This is a genomic window from Nocardia pseudovaccinii, from assembly GCF_050942345.1.
Lineage (GTDB): Bacteria > Actinomycetota > Actinomycetes > Mycobacteriales > Mycobacteriaceae > Nocardia > Nocardia pseudovaccinii.
Map to the genome: position 1 here is coordinate 7,071,737 of NZ_CP192074.1, position 17,226 is coordinate 7,088,962.

General features: G+C 66.2%; 20 protein-coding genes. 6 read left to right on the forward strand and 14 right to left on the reverse strand.

Going from position 1 to position 17,226, the window contains the following annotated elements:
• Window positions 1-2: 2 nt before the first annotated feature.
• The 8 genes from ACQPZ2_RS31835 to ACQPZ2_RS31870 all read right to left on the reverse strand — a co-directional run bounded on the left by ACQPZ2_RS31835 (window position 3) and on the right by ACQPZ2_RS31870 (window position 8,223).
• A complete protein-coding gene (locus ACQPZ2_RS31835) occupies window positions 3-731 on the reverse strand; it encodes an amino acid ABC transporter substrate-binding protein (protein WP_433521825.1) in 729 nt (242 codons plus the stop codon).
• A 198-nt stretch (window positions 732-929) separates the two neighbouring features.
• Window positions 930-1,427: a TM2 domain-containing protein gene (locus ACQPZ2_RS31840; protein WP_063044180.1), complete on the reverse strand. Its 498-nt coding sequence runs from the start codon at window positions 1,425-1,427 to the stop codon at window positions 930-932.
• 151 nt (window positions 1,428-1,578) lie between these two features.
• Window positions 1,579-2,727 carry a prolipoprotein diacylglyceryl transferase gene (gene lgt / locus ACQPZ2_RS31845; RefSeq protein WP_433521826.1) on the reverse strand — a complete coding sequence of 383 codons (1,149 nt, stop codon included), beginning with the start codon at window positions 2,725-2,727 and terminating at the stop codon, window positions 1,579-1,581.
• A 67-nt stretch (window positions 2,728-2,794) separates the two neighbouring features.
• The gene (gene trpA, locus ACQPZ2_RS31850; protein ID WP_063044186.1) at window positions 2,795-3,595 is read right to left on the reverse strand and encodes a tryptophan synthase subunit alpha; all 801 of its coding nucleotides are present in this window, start codon (window positions 3,593-3,595) and stop codon (window positions 2,795-2,797) included.
• 106 nt (window positions 3,596-3,701) lie between these two features.
• On the reverse strand, window positions 3,702-4,976 hold the full coding sequence (trpB, locus tag ACQPZ2_RS31855) for a tryptophan synthase subunit beta (protein WP_433521827.1): 1,275 nt from the start codon (window positions 4,974-4,976) through the stop codon (window positions 3,702-3,704).
• Entirely contained in the window at window positions 4,973-5,791 is an 819-nt protein-coding gene (trpC, locus tag ACQPZ2_RS31860; protein ID WP_063044178.1) for an indole-3-glycerol phosphate synthase TrpC, read from the reverse strand. Before trpC ends, trpB begins: the two co-directional genes overlap by 4 nt.
• Window positions 5,792-5,920: 129 nt before the next feature.
• A complete protein-coding gene (locus ACQPZ2_RS31865) occupies window positions 5,921-6,676 on the reverse strand; it encodes a TIGR02234 family membrane protein (RefSeq protein ID WP_433521828.1) in 756 nt (251 codons plus the stop codon).
• Complete coding sequence (locus ACQPZ2_RS31870; RefSeq protein ID WP_433521829.1) at window positions 6,673-8,223, reverse strand: anthranilate synthase component I; 1,551 nt, start codon at window positions 8,221-8,223, stop codon at window positions 6,673-6,675. The genes ACQPZ2_RS31865 and ACQPZ2_RS31870 overlap by 4 nt, the downstream gene beginning before the upstream one ends.
• A gap of 160 nt (window positions 8,224-8,383) precedes the next feature.
• Here ACQPZ2_RS31870 and ACQPZ2_RS31875 point away from each other — a divergent pair, with 160 nt between their 5' ends.
• The 4 genes from ACQPZ2_RS31875 to ACQPZ2_RS31890 all read left to right on the forward strand — a co-directional run bounded on the left by ACQPZ2_RS31875 (window position 8,384) and on the right by ACQPZ2_RS31890 (window position 10,596).
• A complete protein-coding gene (locus ACQPZ2_RS31875) occupies window positions 8,384-8,692 on the forward strand; it encodes a hypothetical protein (RefSeq protein ID WP_433521830.1) in 309 nt (102 codons plus the stop codon).
• 92 nt (window positions 8,693-8,784) lie between these two features.
• Complete coding sequence (locus ACQPZ2_RS31880) at window positions 8,785-9,249, forward strand: peroxiredoxin (RefSeq protein ID WP_433521831.1); 465 nt, start codon at window positions 8,785-8,787, stop codon at window positions 9,247-9,249.
• A gap of 87 nt (window positions 9,250-9,336) precedes the next feature.
• Window positions 9,337-9,909: a permease gene (locus tag ACQPZ2_RS31885; RefSeq protein ID WP_433521832.1), complete on the forward strand. Its 573-nt coding sequence runs from the start codon at window positions 9,337-9,339 to the stop codon at window positions 9,907-9,909.
• Window positions 9,910-10,143: 234 nt separating this feature from the next.
• On the forward strand, window positions 10,144-10,596 hold the full coding sequence (locus ACQPZ2_RS31890; RefSeq protein WP_433521833.1) for a MarR family winged helix-turn-helix transcriptional regulator: 453 nt from the start codon (window positions 10,144-10,146) through the stop codon (window positions 10,594-10,596).
• 10 nt (window positions 10,597-10,606) lie between these two features.
• Here the strand turns inward: ACQPZ2_RS31890 and hisI are convergent, their stop codons facing one another.
• From hisI to ACQPZ2_RS31915, 5 genes are all read right to left on the reverse strand, one after another.
• Window positions 10,607-10,951: a phosphoribosyl-AMP cyclohydrolase gene (gene hisI / locus ACQPZ2_RS31895; RefSeq protein ID WP_062993581.1), complete on the reverse strand. Its 345-nt coding sequence runs from the start codon at window positions 10,949-10,951 to the stop codon at window positions 10,607-10,609.
• A 612-nt stretch (window positions 10,952-11,563) separates the two neighbouring features.
• A complete protein-coding gene (gene hisF, locus ACQPZ2_RS31900) occupies window positions 11,564-12,337 on the reverse strand; it encodes an imidazole glycerol phosphate synthase subunit HisF (protein WP_063044172.1) in 774 nt (257 codons plus the stop codon).
• A 75-nt stretch (window positions 12,338-12,412) separates the two neighbouring features.
• Window positions 12,413-13,228: an inositol monophosphatase family protein gene (locus ACQPZ2_RS31905; RefSeq protein WP_433521834.1), complete on the reverse strand. Its 816-nt coding sequence runs from the start codon at window positions 13,226-13,228 to the stop codon at window positions 12,413-12,415.
• Window positions 13,229-13,235: 7 nt separating this feature from the next.
• Entirely contained in the window at window positions 13,236-13,967 is a 732-nt protein-coding gene (priA, locus tag ACQPZ2_RS31910; RefSeq protein ID WP_040688875.1) for a bifunctional 1-(5-phosphoribosyl)-5-((5-phosphoribosylamino)methylideneamino)imidazole-4-carboxamide isomerase/phosphoribosylanthranilate isomerase PriA, read from the reverse strand.
• Window positions 13,968-14,029: 62 nt separating this feature from the next.
• Window positions 14,030-14,482 (reverse strand): MarR family winged helix-turn-helix transcriptional regulator, encoded by a 453-nt coding sequence (locus ACQPZ2_RS31915; protein WP_357475134.1) that lies wholly within the window; start codon window positions 14,480-14,482, stop codon window positions 14,030-14,032.
• Between the two features lie 100 nt (window positions 14,483-14,582).
• On the opposite strand from ACQPZ2_RS31915, the gene ACQPZ2_RS31920 reads away from it, so the two are divergent.
• Window positions 14,583-15,092 carry a nuclear transport factor 2 family protein gene (locus ACQPZ2_RS31920; protein WP_433521835.1) on the forward strand — a complete coding sequence of 170 codons (510 nt, stop codon included), beginning with the start codon at window positions 14,583-14,585 and terminating at the stop codon, window positions 15,090-15,092.
• Here ACQPZ2_RS31920 and ACQPZ2_RS31925 read toward each other — a convergent pair.
• Window positions 15,089-15,616: a hypothetical protein gene (locus ACQPZ2_RS31925; protein ID WP_433521836.1), complete on the reverse strand. Its 528-nt coding sequence runs from the start codon at window positions 15,614-15,616 to the stop codon at window positions 15,089-15,091. The two genes, ACQPZ2_RS31920 and ACQPZ2_RS31925, sit on opposite strands and share 4 nt — an antisense overlap.
• A gap of 227 nt (window positions 15,617-15,843) precedes the next feature.
• Here ACQPZ2_RS31925 and ACQPZ2_RS31930 point away from each other — a divergent pair, with 227 nt between their 5' ends.
• Complete coding sequence (locus tag ACQPZ2_RS31930) at window positions 15,844-17,139, forward strand: DUF2786 domain-containing protein (RefSeq protein ID WP_433521837.1); 1,296 nt, start codon at window positions 15,844-15,846, stop codon at window positions 17,137-17,139.
• Window positions 17,140-17,226: the final 87 nt, after the last annotated feature.

Genomic DNA, 17,226 nt, shown 5'->3' on the forward strand with positions numbered 1-17,226 from the left:
GGTTACTTGCTGACGTCGGTGCCGAAGTACTTTTCCGAGATCTTGGCCAGCGTGCCGTCCGCGCGCAGCTGGTCCAGCGCGGTGTTCACCTGGCCGATCAGCGCGTCGTTCTTGCGGGCGGCGAACGCCTGGTTGCTGACCTCACCGGCCTTGGCGGCGATCTTGACGCCGGTGTCGCCGTTCTTCTTGATGTAGTCGAGCGCGACCAGGCTGTCGTTGACGGTCGCGTCGACGCGGCCGGTCTTCAGCAACTGGACCGCCTGCACGAAGCCCTCCACCGCCTCGACCTTCGCGCCCGCGCCCTGGGCGACCTTGGCCCAGTTACTGGTCGCCGACTGCGCGCTGGTCTTGCCGTTCAGGTCCCCGAGCGAAGTGATGTTGTTGCTGTCCGCGCGGGTGAGGATCACGCCCTCGGAGGTGGTGTAGGACTGCGACAGGGCGTACTTGGCCTTGCGCTCGTCGGTGATCGACACCTGGTTGGCGACCAGGTCGAAGCGCTTGGACTCGAGACCGGCGAAGATCGCGTCCCACGGCGTCTGCACGAACTCGATCTTCTTGCCGATTTTGTCGCCGACCGCCTGGATCACCTCGATGTCGTAGCCGGTGAGCTTGCCGTCGGAGCCCTGGTAGCTGAACGGCGAGTAGGTGCCTTCGGTGCCGACCTTCAGCACGTTCGGATCGCTGCTGCTGCCGCAGGCGGTGAGCCCGGTGGCTGCGACGATGGCGAGCATAGCGGCGGCGAATAGCTTGCGGCGCACGGAAGTCCCTCTCTCGACACAAAAACCCGGCTCAGGCTACGCCAGGAAGATACCGACCGACAGTATTGCGATCACGGTGCGCCGAATCCTCGCACAGCCCGCCGGAAATGGCGACGGGCCCCGTCACATCGTCATCCGATGCGAGGGGCCCGTCGGTCGATTGTCGCGCGGTCAGTCGCGCAGTGGCCGCCCGAGGCTGTCGGGCACCTTGCCGGTCAGCATCATGATGCCGTCGATCAGCGGCCAGATGCCGCCGATACCGCAGGTCAACCAGGTGACCGCGATCTGGGCAATCGCGATGCCGGTGTGGCCGGTGTAGAAACGGCCGATACCGAAGCCGCCGAGGAAGATCTGTAGCAGACCCGCGGTCAGCTTCTGCTTATCCGAGAACGGCACGCCGAACGGGTCGCGACCGTAGGGCGCTTCCGGATCGTTCGGGTTGTAGCCGCCGCCCGGGTACGGCGCGGGCGGGTAGCCGCCCGGCTGCTGACCGTAGGGATCGGGCTGACCGTACTGCGGCTGACCGTACTGCGGCTGCTGCTGGTTGTACGGATCCGACGGGTACTGCTGCCCCGGTGCATCGGGCTGCTTGTTCAGGTCCGGCCCCGTCCCGGGCGGACCGTACTGGGGGCCGCCGAAGCCTGGCTGGTTCTGGTAGGGGTCGGTCACTAAATGTCCTCCATCATTCGTGCATTTCGACGGGCGCTCACCCGCCTCCCCGCGTATTTAGCCGGGCAATTGGGCGCCCGCAGGTATCGTCGCGGACACGCGTTCGCGTGTCTACTCGGTGCACCGACGTGTTGCCCAAGTCGTTATGGGATCAGGCGTCCTTTTTCGAGGTATCGACCTTGCCCCGCTCGGCGTCCGAGGTTTCGGACTCCGTTGAGTTATCGCCGTCGGTATCCGGTTCGTTGCCGGAGTTCTCCGATTTTGTCGGATCCGGATTCTCGGCACTGTGCTTCGGCGGCGCTGCTTCGGCCACCGCGGCCGCCTTCGACGCGGCCTCGGATTCGGCGCCCGCCGCCCGCAGGGCCCCGATCTGCCACGGCCACGGCCGCGAGACCGTCGACGGTTGCAGTTGATCGGCGGTCTCCCTGCCCTTGGTCGCGAAGACGAAATAGGCGACGGCGGCGAGGAATACGAGTGCCGAGGTGAACGAGTTGATGCGGATACCCGCGATCTTGGTCGCCTCGTCGTCCCGCAGCAGTTCGACGACGAAGCGGCCGAGGCAGTACCCGGCGACGTAGAGCGCGAACAGGCGGCCGTGCCCGATGCGGAAGCGCTTATCGATCTGTACCAGCAGCACCACGATCAGCAGGTTCCAGATCATCTCGTACAGGAAGGTCGGCTGCACGACCTTGTCGACGATGCCGGTGGAGACGCCGTTCATCATGTCGAGCTTGCCCTGATCGTCGAAGCGCAGGTAGATCTCCAGACCCCACGGGAGATCGGTCTTGCGGCCGTAGAGCTCCTGGTTGAAGTAATTGCCGAGCCGGCCGATGGCCTGGGCCAGCAGAATCGGCGGCGCGATCGCATCGCCCAATGCGGGCAGTGGAATTCGGTAGACCCGGCAGCCGATCCAGGCGCCGACGCCGCCGAGGAAGACCGCACCCCAGATGCCGAGGCCACCCTGGTAGATCTTCAGCGCATCGATCGGATGACCGTCGGCGCCGAAATACTTCTGCCAGTCGGTGGCAACGTGATACAGCCGCCCGCCGACCAGACCGAATGGCACCGCGAACATCGCGACATCGAGAATCGCGCCCTTCTGCCCGCCGCGCGCCTGCCAGCGCCGCTCACCCCACCAGATGGCGACGACGATGCCGACGATGATGCACAGGGCATAGGCCCGTAGCGGGAACGGACCGATATGCCATACGCCCTGAGACGGGCTGGGAATGTAGGCCAGCACATCAGCGGTGACGGCACCGTTGCTCAGGACGCTGTCTGCGAGGACTCGTAAGGTCACGGCCCCAACCGTAGCGGAGCACGGCCACATCGCGAGATTCGCGGTCGGCGTGCCCTCTCGCAGGCGCCTAGGAGACGACGGTCGCGGAACGAACACCCTCGGCCAGTTCGGCCGTGAGGGCGCGTACCGCGTCGAGTCCCTCGGCCGCGGCCGTCACCAGGGCTGAGCCGACGATGACTCCGTCTGCGTAGGAGGCGATTTCGGCCGCCTGCACACCGTTGCGCACGCCGAGGCCGACACCGATCGGGATATCGGAGTGGGCGCGGACGCGCGCACACAACGCCGGGGCCGCGGACGAGACCACATCTCGGGCGCCGGTGACACCCATGGTCGAGGCCGCATAGACGAAGCCGCGACTGGCCTCCAGCGTCTTGACCAGACGCTCCTCGGTGGACGACGGCGCGACCAGGAAGATGCGGTCCAGATCGTGTGCGGCCGAGGCGACGAACCAGCTGTCGGCCTCTTCCGGGATGAGGTTGGGGGTGATGATGCCGGACCCGCCCGCGGCGGCCAGATCGCGCGAGAAACGATCGACGCCGTACTGCAGCACCGGATTCCAGTAACTCATCACGACGGCCTTACCGCCCGCCGCGGTGATCGCCTCGACCACCGAGAACACATCGCGCACCCGGACACCGCCGCGCAGCGCCTGATCGGCGGCGGCCTGGATGGTGGGTCCGTCCATCACCGGATCGGAGTAGGCGACGCCGACTTCGACTATGTCGCAACCGGATTCGACCATGGTGCGGCACACCTCGATCGAACCGGACAGATCCGGATAGCCCGCGGGCAGGTAGCCGATCAGCGCGGCCCGGCCCTCCGCGCGACACGCGGCGAAGGTGTTCGCAAGGCGTGACTGCTGACTCACGACTGCACCTCGCTGGCGCTCGGCTCCGTCGACGTCATGGACGCCGCACTCACCCACCCCACCGGCTGCCATCCCCCTGTGTTCATGGTTCGCTCGCTGCGCTCGCTCACTGGCGGCTCTCCTTGTCGGCGGCGTGGTCGTCGAACAGCCCGAACCATCGTGCCGCCGTGTCCATATCCTTGTCACCGCGGCCGGACAGGTTCACCAGGATGATCGCGCCCTTGCCGAGTTCCTTGCCGAGCTTCATCGCACCGGCCACCGCGTGTGCGGATTCGATCGCCGGGATGATGCCCTCGGCACGGCTGAGCAGCAGCAGCGCGTCCATCGCCTCGGTATCGGTGATCGGCTGGTATTCGGCGCGACCGATGTCCTTGAGGTAGGCGTGTTCGGGACCGACGCCGGGATAGTCCAAACCGGCCGAGATCGAATGCGATTCGATGGTCTGTCCGTCCTCGTCCTGCAGCAGATACGAGTACGCGCCCTGGAACGCGCCGGGGGTGCCACCGGTGAAAGTCGCGGCGTGCCTTCCGGTTTCGACGCCGTCGCCAGCCGCTTCGTAACCGATCAGCCGCACGCCGGGATCGTCGATGAAGGGGTGGAAGATGCCGATGGCGTTGGAGCCGCCGCCGACGCAGGCCGTGACCGCATCGGGCAGCCGCCCGGTGAGCGCCTGCACCTGGGCGCGGGCCTCCAACCCGACGATGCGCTGGAGATCGCGCACCATCATCGGGAACGGATGCGGGCCCGCGGCGGTGCCGAAGCAGTAGTAGGTGGCATCGGCGTTGGTGACCCAGTCGCGCAGCGCCTCGTTGATCGCATCCTTGAGGGTCTGCGAACCGGTGCGCACCGAGATCACCTCTGCGCCGAGCAGCCGCATGCGGGCCACGTTCAGCGCTTGGCGGGCGGTATCGACCGCACCCATATAGACGACGCATTCGAGGCCGAGCAATGCGCATGCGGTCGCGGTGGCGACACCGTGCTGACCGGCTCCGGTCTCCGCGATGACCCGGGACTTGCCCATGCGCTTGGCGAGCAGTGCCTGGCCGAGCACGTTATTGATCTTGTGTGAACCGGTGTGGTTCAGATCCTCGCGCTTGAGAATGATGCGCGCACCACCGGCGTGCTCGGCGAGCCGCCGGCATTCGAAGATCGGCGACGGGCGACCGGTGTAGTCGCGCTGCAGCCGGTCTAGTTCGTCGAGGAAGGCAGGATCGAGGCGGCATTTTTCGTATTCGGCGGTGACCTCCTCGATCACCGCCATCAGCGCCTCGGGCACATGCCTGCCGCCATAGACGCCGAAGTGGCCGCCCTGATCCGGCTCGTGGTCGCTGCGCTCGTGGATACCGTCGGAAGCCTTGGGCAGTGCCGCCACCGTCGTCACCGACCCCGCCGCGCGGGCTTCGGGCAGGACGGATGGGTGCCCGCGGTCACCAGTTCGGAGACGGCCGCGCGCGGGTCGCCGCTGGTGACCAGCCCCTCGCCGACGAGCACGGCATCCGCGCCAGCACCGGCATAAGCCAGCAGGTCGGCGGTGCCGCGGATACCGGATTCGGCGATGCGGATGACCTCGGTGGGCAGGCCGGGCGCAATGCGCGCGAAGACATCGCGATCCACCTCGAGGGTCTTGAGGTTTCTTGCGTTCACGCCGATCACGGAGGCGCCGGCCTCGAGGGCGCGGTCGGCCTCTTCCTCGGTGTGCACCTCGACCAGGGCGGTCATGCCGAGCGATTCGGTGCGGTCGATCAGCGAGCTCAGCACGTCCTGTTCCAGGGCGGCCACGATGAGCAGGATGACGTCGGCACCGTGCGCACGGGCCTCGTGGATCTGGTAGGGCCCGACGACGAAATCCTTGCGCAGGATCGGGATGTGCACAGTGGCGCGGACCGCGTCCAGATCGTCGAGCGACCCGTGGAAGCGGCGCCCCTCGGTGAGCACGCTGATGATGCGCGCTCCGCCGTCCTCGTAGGACTTGGCCAGACTCGCCGGGTCCGGGATATCCGCGAGCTCCCCCTTGGAGGGGCTGGCCCGCTTGACCTCGGCAATGACGCCGATGCCGTCTTCGAGGAGCGCGGCGCGGGCGTCCAGCGGCGCGGGAACCGCGGCCGCGGCCGCCTTGATCGCCTGGAAGTCCAGAAGGGCTTCCCGAGCGGCCACATCCGCGCGGACCCCGTCGAGAATCGAGTCGAGTACCGTCATCTGGCTCGAATCCTTTCTGGGGAGACGGACTTGCTGCCTGAGAATCCCCCCAGGCGCTGTCTCACCGATGCTGACAAAGAATAAATGGCTGCTTGTGGCGCAACTGCGCCGGGGTTTGTAGTCACCTGCTCAGACACCTCGATGCCCTTGTTTCCCCTGATCATGATCGGCGGAATCGTCGGCCGCCGAAGCGGGCCGACTCGCTTCCTCGGTCGGGTCGGTCCCCGCGTCCAGCGCATCCCAGAGCACGCGCTCGGAGAGCTGACCCGTATCGCCGGCCGCCTCGTCGGTGCGCTGACGCGTCACCTGTTCGGTGGCGGCGGCCCTGCGGAAGACCGGATTGTCGTACTTGCCGGACAGGCGGGCGGCGTCCTCGGGCATACGGGCCAGCAGGACACCGGCCACAAAGGCAGCCAGCGCTCCCAGCAGCGAAAGTACGGCTGGGAACTGGGAAGTGACCACCTCGGTGACGGTTGCGCGGCCAGGCAGCTCCGCCAGGGTGGCGGCACGGGCCGCGGTCGCGCCGGATCTGGTCAGCAGAGCGAAGGCCGGAACGGCCGTCACCGCGGCGACCACACCGATCAGGACGCCGAACATGCGTCGCAGCCAGCCGCGAGTCGCCAGCACCGCGGCGATGGCGGCGAGCAGCACCAGCGCCAACGGAGTGAGCGCACCGAACCAGACACCGCCGTTCAGTTTGTCGGTGCGCGGTTCGGTCAGGCCGTCGGTGGACGAGACAGTCACCCACGTCATCCGGGAGGAGCCCCACAGCGCCGCAGCGGCGACGGCGAGCAGGACGATCGCGCCGACCGGATACCTACGCCTCGGGGTCTGTGTGTCCGCTGGCATGGCCGGATCGGTATCGACGGGTTCCGAATCGGTCATTCCGCGCCGCCGTCCGCAGGTGCGCTGTACGCACGAACGGTTTTCGCGGCCGCCACCGCCCGCAGCACCGCCATGGCCTTGTTACGGGATTCGACGTCCTCGTAGTCCGGATCCGAATCCGCGACGATGCCGGCACCCGCCTGCACATAGGCGGTGCCGTCCTTCAGCAGTGCGGTGCGGATGGCGATCGCGGTATCCGCATCGCCCGCGAAGTCGAGATAGCCGACGACACCGCCGTAGACGCCGCGGCGGGTGGGCTCGAGTTCCTCGATGAGTTCCATCGCGCGCACCTTCGGCGCACCGGACAGCGTGCCCGCGGGGAAGCAGGCATTGACCGCGTCGAGCGCGATCTTGCCCGGCGCGAGGCGGCCGGAGACCGTCGAGACCAGATGCATGACGTGGCTGTAGCGCTCGATATGCCGATACTCCGTGACCCGCACCGTGCCCGGCTGGCAGACCCGGCCCAGATCGTTGCGCCCGAGATCGACGAGCATCAGATGCTCGGCGTTCTCCTTCTCGTCGGCCAGCAGCCCCTTCTCCAGCAGCAGGTCGTCCTCCTCGGTGGCGCCGCGCCACCGGGTGCCCGCGATGGGATGTGTCGTCGCCACACCATCCTTCACGGTCACCAGCGATTCCGGGCTGGAGCCGACGATGGAGAATGCCGTGCCGCCGTCGCCGTCCGGGATGTGGATCAGGTACATGTACGGGCTCGGATTGGAGGCGCGCAGCATCCGGTAGAGGTCCAAAGGCGCACCGTCGTAATCCATTTCGAAGCGTTGCGAGAGCACGACCTGGAAGGCCTCGCCCGCCTCGATCTCCTTGACCAGGCGCCGCACGCCCGCACCGAATTCTTCGGTTGTGCGGCGTCGGATGTACTCCGGGTCGGGCTGATCGAAGACCGACACGGTCGACTCCGAGGACGCGGCCAGCGCGGCGGTCATCCGGTCCAGCCGGGCCACCGCATCGTCATAGGCCTCGTCGACCCGTTCGGCGGTGCCGTTCCAGTTGACCGCATTGGCGATGAGCGTTATCGCGCCCTCATGGTGATCGAAGGCGGCGAGATCGGTGGCGAGCATCAGCACCATCTCGGGCAGCCGCAGATCGTCGGCGGCGAGGGTGGGCAGCCGCTCGATCCGGCGTACCGCGTCGTAGCCGAGATAGCCGACCATGCCGCCGGTCAGCGGGGGTAAGCCGGGCAGCCGCTCGGTCTGCAGCAACTGCAGGGTTTCGCGCAGCGCAACCAGTGGATCGCCACCGGAGGGCGCGTCCACGGGGGTGTGCCCGAGCCAGGCCGCTTCACCGTCGACAACCGTCAGCGCGGATGGACTGCCCGCGCCGATGAACGACCAGCGCGACCAGGACCGCCCGGTCTCCGCGGACTCGAACAGGAAGGTACCGGCCCGATCGGCGGCCAACTTGCGGTAGGCCGACAGCGGAGTTTCGGAGTCCGCCAGCACCTTTCGGGTCACGGGGACCACCCGGTGCTCCGCGGCCAGTTGGTGGAACTGTTCACGGGTCGTGGTGGTGGGAGTGGACGCGCCAGGCATATGTCCATCATCCCAGGCGGCACCGACAGCCTTGTCGGCGCGTCCCATCCTCCTGAACCGACTGTCCGGTTCTGACGTGCTGCGGGCGCTGGTGACTGCCGTCACTACACTCGCCCCGTTCGATCTCATACGCGGTATCCATTTCGGGAGGAGACAACTGATGTACCCCTCGCAACCTGGTGCGCCGGACGGGCGGCGCGCCGCCGGCTCCGGCCTGCTCGGTCAACCCCCGCGGATGGTCGGCCTGCATTCGACGGGCGGATCACCGAGTTCCAACCAAGTGAACGCCCTAGCTTCCTTCGTCACCTATGTGAAGGCGCTGGAAGCCCTGGACAAGCACCACTTTCCGGATGAATACGCCACACACAGCGACCGGATCAGGGAACTCAGGCCGCTCCTGCGTGCGCACGGAATTCTCGATGTCATGGAGATCAAAAATCCCGAGGTCGCCGCTCTCATCGGCGCTTAGTCGCGATAAGAACCCGTCATTCCGGTCTCCGGCGTGACGGGAACCGAGCGCGGGGGCGGCAAACCGACCTCGCGCCCGGTACTGTCCCCACTATGCAGACAGGTCAGCTCGCTCCCGAATTCGAGCTTCCCGATCAATCCGGCACCCCGCGTTCGCTCGATGCGCTGCTCGCGAACGGTCCGCTGGTGCTGTTCTTCTACCCCGCCGCGAATACGCCGATCTGCACGGCGGAGGCGTGCCACTTCCGCGATCTGTCCGCCGAATTCACGGCGCTGGGCGCATCGTGCGTCGGCATCAGCACCGACGGCGTCGATACCCAGGCCGGATTCGCCTCCAAGCAGAACCTCGGATACCCCTTGCTGTCCGATGCCGACGGCAAGGTCGCATCCGCATTCGGGGTGAAGCGCGGGCTGCTCGGCAAGCTCGCACCGGTCAAGCGGCAGACTTTCGTGATCGACCGGGATCGCAAGGTCGCCAAGGTGATCACCGGCGAGTTCCGGTCCGATGTGCACGCGGACGAGGCGCTGAAGTTCCTCCGCGAGCGCGCTCTGCAGTAGCCCGGTTCGCGAACACGCGGTAACCACCGCGAAAAACACCAGGTCTATCGCCGTTGATCTCCTGGTTGCCCGGCATACGCTGGTTTCATGACTTCGAGCGAGGTTCGGCCGGACGGGCAGAAATCCACGCTGGCCACGTGGCGCACCCGGATCATCGGCGCACTGGCGGTCATCGCTCTACTGATCATCGCCTACTTCATTCTGGCGGCGTTCATTCCACGCTGGTGGGCGCAGCGCATCGCCGAGCTGGTGAGCGGCAGTTTCAGCAAGGGCATCGGCTGGGGGCTGGCGTACGGCTTGCTCGGCACCGCCATCCCGCTGTTCCTCCTGTTGTTCGCTGCGTTGATCTGGAAGCGGCGAGCCGGGAAGTTCCTCGCGGGTGCTGCCGCGTTGCTCGCGGTGATCGTCGCGATTCCGAATCTGATGACACTGTCGATCGTGCTCGGCGGGAGTAATGCCGCACATGCCGGCCAACGAATTCTGGACGTCGACGCGCCCGCCTTCCGTGGCGCGTCACTGGTCGGCGCCATCGTGGCGGTCGCGATTTTCCTCGCCGCGTCCGCCCTGATCAGCCGTCGATGGTGGCGGCGCAGGCATCCCGGCAAGCAACCGGCACCGACGCCGCCCGCCGCCACTCCGCAAACGCCGACGGTCACCTAGGACACATAGCCGACACGCTATCTGGCCCTGTGAGTGACCTCACGTCGCGGACCAAGTCCATGACGGTCGAGCGAAGTCGTGGCAAACTCATTCACGCGAGTGACCGTGAACATGCTTTTCGTTAATCGCTAGGTTCGCTAACAATAAGACGTCACTTGGCTCGAAAGAAGGCACCCAGTGACGAAGTGGCTCGACCCGGACGAACAACGAGCTTGGCGCGCGATCGTAGCGCTGATGACACGTCTACCAGGCGCTTTGGATACCCACCTGCAGCGCGAATCCGGGGTGACGCATTTCGAATACTGGGTGCTCACGCTGTTATCCGAGGAGCCCGGCCATCGGCTGCAGATGAGTGAGCTTGCCCACAAAGCAAATGCATCGCTATCGCGACTGTCCCATGTGGTGTCGAAGCTGGAGCGAATGGGCTGGGCGCAACGGTCAGCAACCACCGGCCGCCGCGGCGTGCAGGCGGTGCTCACCGACGACGGCTACTCGAAGGTCGTCGAGGCCGCGCCCGGTTATCTGGATGCGGTGCGGCAGTTGGTATTCGACGGTCTCGACGCCGAACAGACCGCGCAACTCGCCGACCTCAGCGAACTGCTCGTCAGACAGCTCAGCGACACTCTGAGCCAGTCCAACGGCAGGTCGGCGCCGGTCGAGGAGCGCGACGACCAGCCGAATTCCTAGCAGCTCGGGCTCAGCTGTCGGCGAGCAGCAGGTCGGAGTCGAAGCAGGTGTGCGTGCCGGTGTGGCAGGCCGCGCCCTCTTGGTCGACGACGAGCAGGATGGTGTCGCCGTCGCAGTCGAGACGGACCTCGTGCACGTACTGCGTGTGGCCGGAGGTTTCGCCCTTGACCCAGTACTGCTGGCGCGAACGCGAATAGTAGGTCGCCTTACGGGTTTCCAGCGTGCGGGCCAGCGCCTCGTCATCCATCCAGGCAACCATCAGCACATCGCCGGTGCCGCGCTCCTGCGCGACCGCGGCGACGAGTCCGGCGTCATTGCGCTTGAGCCGGGCGGCGATGGCGGGGTCGAGAGTCATATCACCGTTATACAGGGGGCTCCCCGCCGGAACACATCCTGTAGTGCCGAAACACCACCCGCCGCGACAGTTCCTACTCCTCCGGCAGCGGAATCAGTTCGAGATGTTCGGCCACAGGCTTTTTGGCGCAGGCGGCCCTGCCGGTGACCAAGTTCACCCCGCCCCGGTGGGCAACCAGCCATTTGCCACAGACACAACGCAGATAGCGAACCGAACCATGTGCCGACACCAGCATCGGCGATGACCATGAGCATGCGGGACACGTGGCGGACATGGTCGCTAAGCCTGGGTAACTGTCGAGCAGATAGCAATCACCGCCCCGGCGTGGCGGCCGAACTCTCCGAAGAAATTCAAGCCGCGCGAATGCGATTCGGCTCCCCGAGAACCTGCCGGGCACGCCGACAATCAGCCTCGGAAACCAAATCCGTCTGGGCCACAACAACATCGGCGAACCCTCGACCGCACCAGGCATCAGCGTTACGGCACTGAGGGTTTCGCCGCCGAATTCCACCGGACGCTGTCGCATATCTGCTGAGAACTTCGCAGAGGCTATGCACCTTGTGCGAGGCAGTCACCAGTTCTGCGTCAGCTTCGTGTGCGCCGGGGCGCGGGCTAGCGGACGATGATTTGTTCGGCGCGCATGGCGGCTTTTACCTGGGGGATGGTGAGGTCGCCGAAGTGGAAGACGCTGGCGGCCAGAACCGCGTCTGCGCCAGCCTGGACGGCGGGGGCGAAGTGTTCGACGGCGCCCGCGCCGCCGCTGGCGATCACCGGTATCGAGACCACTTCGCGGACGGCCTTGATCATGGGCAGGTCGAAGCCTGTCTTGGTGCCGTCGGCATCCATCGAGTTGAGCAGGATCTCACCGACGCCGAGTTCGGCTCCGCGCACGGCCCATTCGATGGCGTCGATGCCGGTGCCGCGCTTGCCGCCGTGTGTGGTGACCTCCCAGCCGGACGGAGTGTCGGGCTGGCCGTCCGGAACGGTGCGGGCGTCCACCGACAGCACGATGCATTGGGACCCGAAGCGCTCCGACATTTCCCGCAAGACTTCGGGCCGCGCGATGGCGGCGGTATTCACCGAGACCTTGTCCGCGCCCGCGCGCAGCAGCCGGTCGACATCCTCAACCGTGCGCACACCGCCGCCGACGGTCAGCGGGATGAAGATCTGTTCGGCCGTGCGGGTCACCACATCGATCATGGTGCCGCGGTCGCCGGTGGAGGCCGTGACATCGAGGAAGGTCAGCTCGTCGGCACCCTGCAGGTCGTAGGCGGCGGCGAGTTCGACGGGATCGCCCGCGTCACGCAGGTTTTCGAAGTTGACGCCCTTGACCACCCGGCCCGCGTCGACATCCAGGCACGGAATAACGCGTACCGCCAACGTCATCGGCTCACCCTTCTTCGAATCTTGCTGTATCCACGCACCCCGCCGACTGCCATCCCCTGTGTTTCGTGCGCAGCGTCACGCATCGTCGGCGACCGTGCAAATCATTTCGAGCAGTTCCTCGTGCACCCCCGGCGCGGCAGCCAGCACCGAACCGGAGGTGATGGTCCACGGATCCCCCGCCAGGTCGGTGACCACCCCGCCCGCCGCGCGCACCAGTGCAACGCCCGCGGCGTTGTCCCATGGATGGTGCCCGAAGACGATCGCGCCGCCGAGCACGCCCGATGCGGTGAACGCGAGGTCGATGCCGGTGGAGCCGTGCATGCGCACCCGTGACGACAGCCTGCTCAGCGGACCGAGCAGGTCGAAACGGAACCGGCCGGGAATGCGTCCGGCGGAGTCCACATTGAACGCACCGAAGCCGATCATCGCCTCGCCGAGCTTCCCGTGCGGCAGGCGCGGCAGCGGTTCGCCGTTGAGCAGCACCGGACCGTCGACGGCCGCCGAATAGCGCTGGCCGAGCAGTGGCAGCCAGGTCAGCCCGAGCAGCGGCTCCCCTTCGTGCACCAGTGCCAGCAGCATGCCCGAAAGGGGATGTCCCGATGAGTAATTGAAGGTGCCGTCGATCGGATCGAGCACCCACGCCGTCCCCGATGTGAGCTGCGGACCGCCGAATTCCTCACCGTGCACCTCGATTCCGCTGCGCTGCTCGAGCTGTGCGGAGATGGTGCGCTCCAACTCCAGGTCGAGTTCGGTCGCGAAGTCGTTGCGGCCCTTGGCCACCGCGCTCGGCGCGCCGACCCCCTCGACGAAACGCGGGCTCGCCGCGTCGAGGATTTCACCGGCGACGTCGAGCAGAGCCGGTAGTTCGGTATCGAGGCGGTTGGCGGTCATCGAATCGTCAGCGGACCGCGGCCAGCGCCTCGGGCAGCGTGAAGCGGCCCGCGTACAGCGCCTTACCGACGATCGAACCCTCGACACCCTCCGGCACCAGTTCGGCGATGGCGATCAGATCCTCGATGGTGGAAACACCGCCGGAGGCGATGACCGGCGCATCGGTGGCGGCGCAGACCTCGCGCAGCAGATCCAGGTTGGGGCCGGTGAGGGTGCCGTCCTTGGTCACATCGGTGACCACGTAGCGCGAGCAACCGTCACGCTCGAGGCGTTCGAGCACCTCCCACAGATCACCGCCGTCGCTGACCCAGCCGCGGCCGCGCAGCCGGTGTTCGCCATCGATGATCCGTACATCCAGGCCGACGGCGATGCGCTCACCGTGTTTGGCGATGGCGCGGGCACACCACTGCGGATCCTCCAGCGCAGCGGTACCGAGGTTCACCCGGGCACAGCCGGTACCCAGCGCGGCCTCCAGGGATTCGTCGTCGCGGATGCCGCCGGACAACTCCACCTTGACATCCAGTTCGCCGACGACCTTGGCCAGCAGTTCACGATTCGAACCACGGCCGAATGCCGCGTCCAGATCGACCAGATGCACCCACTCCGCACCGGCTTCCTGCCAGGCGAGTGCCGCGTCGCGCGGGGAGCCGTAATTGGTTTCGCTGCCCGCCTCCCCCTGAACCAGGCGCACAGCCTCTCCATTGGCGACATCGACAGCAGGTAGCAGCACAAGACTCACGGATGCAGTTTAGTTGCTCGCTTCGCGCGCCCTACCCCCGGCCTGCGGAAATAGGGGCCCGATCACCCTTGCACATGATCATCGAGGATCCGGGTCAGCAGCCGGACCAGTTCGCGGCGCTCGGCGGCGGAGAGGGCGGTTAATAGATCATCCTGGGCGCCTTCGATTCGTTGGTCCAGTTCGTCCAGGTGGCGGGTGCCCGCCTTGGTGATGGTGACGATATTGCGGCGGCGGTCGCTCGGATCCGGGGTGCGTTCGATCAGGCCGCGCTCGGCCAGATCGTTCAGCGCGGCGACGATATCGCTGCGGTCGATGCGGGTGCGACGGCCGAGATCGGCCTGACTGGCCGGGCCGAACTCGCCGAGCGTGGCGAGCAGGGCGTAGTGGTAGCGGCGGGATCCGGTTGCTTCGAAGGCGCGTTCGGTCGCCCGGTTGGCGAGGATGGCCACCTGGTTCACCAGCCGGGTGGGCAGAGCGCGCAGCCTGCCCGGGGTGTCCTCGTGCGCGATCTCCATGAGAGCAATGTAGCAAGACTTGTTGGTGTAACCCACGATCCGCTATCGTTGGGCATGCCAACGTTGGAGTGACCAACATTCAGTTCGAAAGGTTCGACCGATGAGCAAGTTCCGCCGCTTCCTCCCCCTCACCGCACTGCCGTTGGCGCTACTCGCCGCCTGCACCACTGCCAGCAAGGACGACACGCACCAACTCCGCGAACTGGTGGACCGCAACGAGATCACCGGACTGGTCGACCAATTGGGCCGCGCCTTGGACGAGGGCCGCTTCGATGACTTCCGCACGATCTACACCGCCGACGCGACCGCGAAAACCCCCGGCGGCCGGGCCGAAGGTCGTGATGCGCTCATCGCGCAGGCGAGCCGGAATCACTCCGATGACAAGCGCATTCAGCACTTCATCACCAACGTGATGATCGACCTGCACGGCGATGCCGCCGAGGTGCGCGCGAATCTCATCGCCACCTTCGCGCCGGCCACGACCGCCGTGGCGGAGCCGCAGTACACCCTCGGCGAGGTCTACCGCTTCGACGCGGTTCGTACGGCGGAGGGCTGGCGACTGTCACGGGTGGAGACGACGCCGCTATGGTCCACGGGCACCTGTCCCTAAGCCACCTTTTCGAACCGCACGTCGACCGCGGCGAGAACCCGTGTGCGGTAGCAACTCAGCGTGGCGGCGACCGCACATACCGCGGTCGCCAGCGCTGCCGCAATCCGAACCCACTCGCCTGCCTGGAATTCGGTGGCCGCACTCTCGACTTCGGCGAGACTGTGCCGGGAGCGTTCGTCGAACAGAATCGTCGCACGGGGCCACAGGTACAGGATCGACAGCAAGAACTGGCCACTGATGAGAGAAAGCATCGATGCGCCAACCCATCCCCGTGCGAGGCGATACCGGAACGCTGCAGCACAGGCGACCAGCGCGCACACCGTCAGCACCCCACCGAGCGGGCGCATCACATCACCGACCGCGACCTCACTCATGAACTGCTGGGTCTGTGCCAGCGATTCGGGTACATCACGAAAGATATTGGGATACAGCATAATCGTCTCGGTGAGAGCGGCCGCGAACGCGAAGCTCGCAACCGCGGCATAGACCCCGATGACGGTCAACGGAACCGTGACGGACTTCATTGCGACCTCCTCACCACAACCGTAGGTCCGAACTCCGCCATGGCAGATCAGGATGCATCCCCCATATCCCCGGCCTCCAGCTCAGGGTCTCCCCGGAGAGCCGCCGACTATCTGTGTGCCCCGCATTCGACGGCTTCCGATACGCGCCGCATCGGATACACGTCAACTCCCCCGACCTATACGGTTGTGGGCACAGTTGCCGCCGGACTATGTGAGGGGGATCGGTCGTGAGCAAGCAAAATCGTCGACGGCACTCGGGAGAGCACCACGCCGCCACGGGCTCCGCATTCTGGTCTGCGCAGTCCAGTGGACCGCAGGATTCCGAGCAGATCGCGAATGCGATCATGGCCACGGCCATGGAGGCCGCGCAGGGGAATGCCCGCGCCGCTGAGCAATTCGCGCACCAGCTCGTCGGTCGCGAGCCGCTGACCCGCGAGCAGGCGGACGGTGCGCACCTGGCGGCACAGCACATCATCGGCCGAATCTTTCAATACGGCTGGCTGCCGGAAGACATCCACCAGGTCGCGCGGCGACGCGTGGACCAGTTCGCGATCGCGCTACTCATCGACGTCATGGCCGCCCACGTCCGGCCTTTCGCGCCGGAATCGATCGATGAGACCTGGCAGTTGCAACTCGCCGAGCTGGGAGCAGACATCTGGTGGTCCGGGCCCGAACCGCACCTCGGCCAGTGGGCCGCGAAGCAACTGCTGACTGCGGCCGAGGCGGTCACGACTGTAGTCGAGGCACTTGCGATGCTGATCCGACTGCCCAAGCTCGAACTGATCCGGCCCTTGCCCGGCACTGCCCGACCGCAAGCGGCAGCGCACCACCACGCCGTCGACGCCAAGGTCCTGAGCCGAGTCCGCGGACTGCTCGCGAAGGCCGAGTCGACGTCATACCCCGAAGAGGCGGAGGCACTTTCAGCCAAGGCCCAGGAGCTGATGACCAAATACGCGCTCGATCGGGTACTCGTCGATGTGGACAACGCTGTGCCCGATCTGCCCGGCGCATGCCGGATCTGGTTGGAAACCCCCTATGTCGACGCGAAAGCGCTGCTGGTCGATGTGGTCACCAAGGCCAACCGGTGCCGCGCGATCTTCGCCTCGGCATTCGGATTCATGACAGTCGTCGGTGATGAAAGCGACCTGGAGGCAGTCGAATTGCTGACGACCTCCTTGCTCGTTCAGGCCACCAGAGCGATGATCGCCAGCGGCAACGAATCCAAGCGCAGCGCCGATGCCAGAAGCCGCGCATACCGCAAGTCATTCCTTATCGCCTATGCAACGCGCATCGGTGAGCGACTCGAAGAAGCGAATGAGACGACGATTGCGGAATCCCCGGACCCGGCGCGTTTGCTTCCGGCGCTCCGCTCCCACCAACACAAAGTTGATGAGGCGTTCGACGCGTTGTTCCCCACTATCCGAGACCGCGGGATTTCCATCGGCAACGCCAATGGCTGGGCGGCGGGTCGTGCCGCAGCTGATAGCGCCCAGCTACAGGCTCGCCGCCCGATCAAAAAGTAGCAAAAAGTAGCTCAGGCCCGATGCACTGAAATACATTGCGGGGGCGCTGATACGCAAAAAGGCCCCCAACTGGTGTTGGGGGCCTTT

Bases quoted from the DNA above. Each gene is read 5' to 3' on its own strand.
- ACQPZ2_RS31915 (WP_357475134.1), bottom strand. From the start codon at position 14,482: ATGGAGATCGCGCACGAGGACACCCCGGGCAGGCTGCGCGCTCTGCCC.
- hisI (WP_062993581.1), bottom strand. From the start codon at position 10,951: ATGACTCTCGACCCCGCCATCGCCGCCCGGCTCAAGCGCAATGACGCC.
- trpC (WP_063044178.1), bottom strand. From the start codon at position 5,791: ATGACGGTACTCGACTCGATTCTCGACGGGGTCCGCGCGGATGTGGCC.
- ACQPZ2_RS31905 (WP_433521834.1), bottom strand. From the start codon at position 13,228: ATGACCGCCAACCGCCTCGATACCGAACTACCGGCTCTGCTCGACGTC.
- ACQPZ2_RS31890 (WP_433521833.1), top strand. From the start codon at position 10,144: ATGACACGTCTACCAGGCGCTTTGGATACCCACCTGCAGCGCGAATCC.
- ACQPZ2_RS31925 (WP_433521836.1), bottom strand. From the start codon at position 15,616: ATGAAGTCCGTCACGGTTCCGTTGACCGTCATCGGGGTCTATGCCGCG.
- ACQPZ2_RS31865 (WP_433521828.1), bottom strand. From the start codon at position 6,676: ATGACCGATTCGGAACCCGTCGATACCGATCCGGCCATGCCAGCGGAC.
- ACQPZ2_RS31870 (WP_433521829.1), bottom strand. From the start codon at position 8,223: ATGCCTGGCGCGTCCACTCCCACCACCACGACCCGTGAACAGTTCCAC.
- ACQPZ2_RS31875 (WP_433521830.1), top strand. From the start codon at position 8,384: ATGTACCCCTCGCAACCTGGTGCGCCGGACGGGCGGCGCGCCGCCGGC.
- ACQPZ2_RS31885 (WP_433521832.1), top strand. From the start codon at position 9,337: ATGACTTCGAGCGAGGTTCGGCCGGACGGGCAGAAATCCACGCTGGCC.
- ACQPZ2_RS31880 (WP_433521831.1), top strand. From the start codon at position 8,785: ATGCAGACAGGTCAGCTCGCTCCCGAATTCGAGCTTCCCGATCAATCC.
- ACQPZ2_RS31920 (WP_433521835.1), top strand. From the start codon at position 14,583: ATGAGCAAGTTCCGCCGCTTCCTCCCCCTCACCGCACTGCCGTTGGCG.
- hisF (WP_063044172.1), bottom strand. From the start codon at position 12,337: ATGACGTTGGCGGTACGCGTTATTCCGTGCCTGGATGTCGACGCGGGC.
- ACQPZ2_RS31835 (WP_433521825.1), bottom strand. From the start codon at position 731: ATGCTCGCCATCGTCGCAGCCACCGGGCTCACCGCCTGCGGCAGCAGC.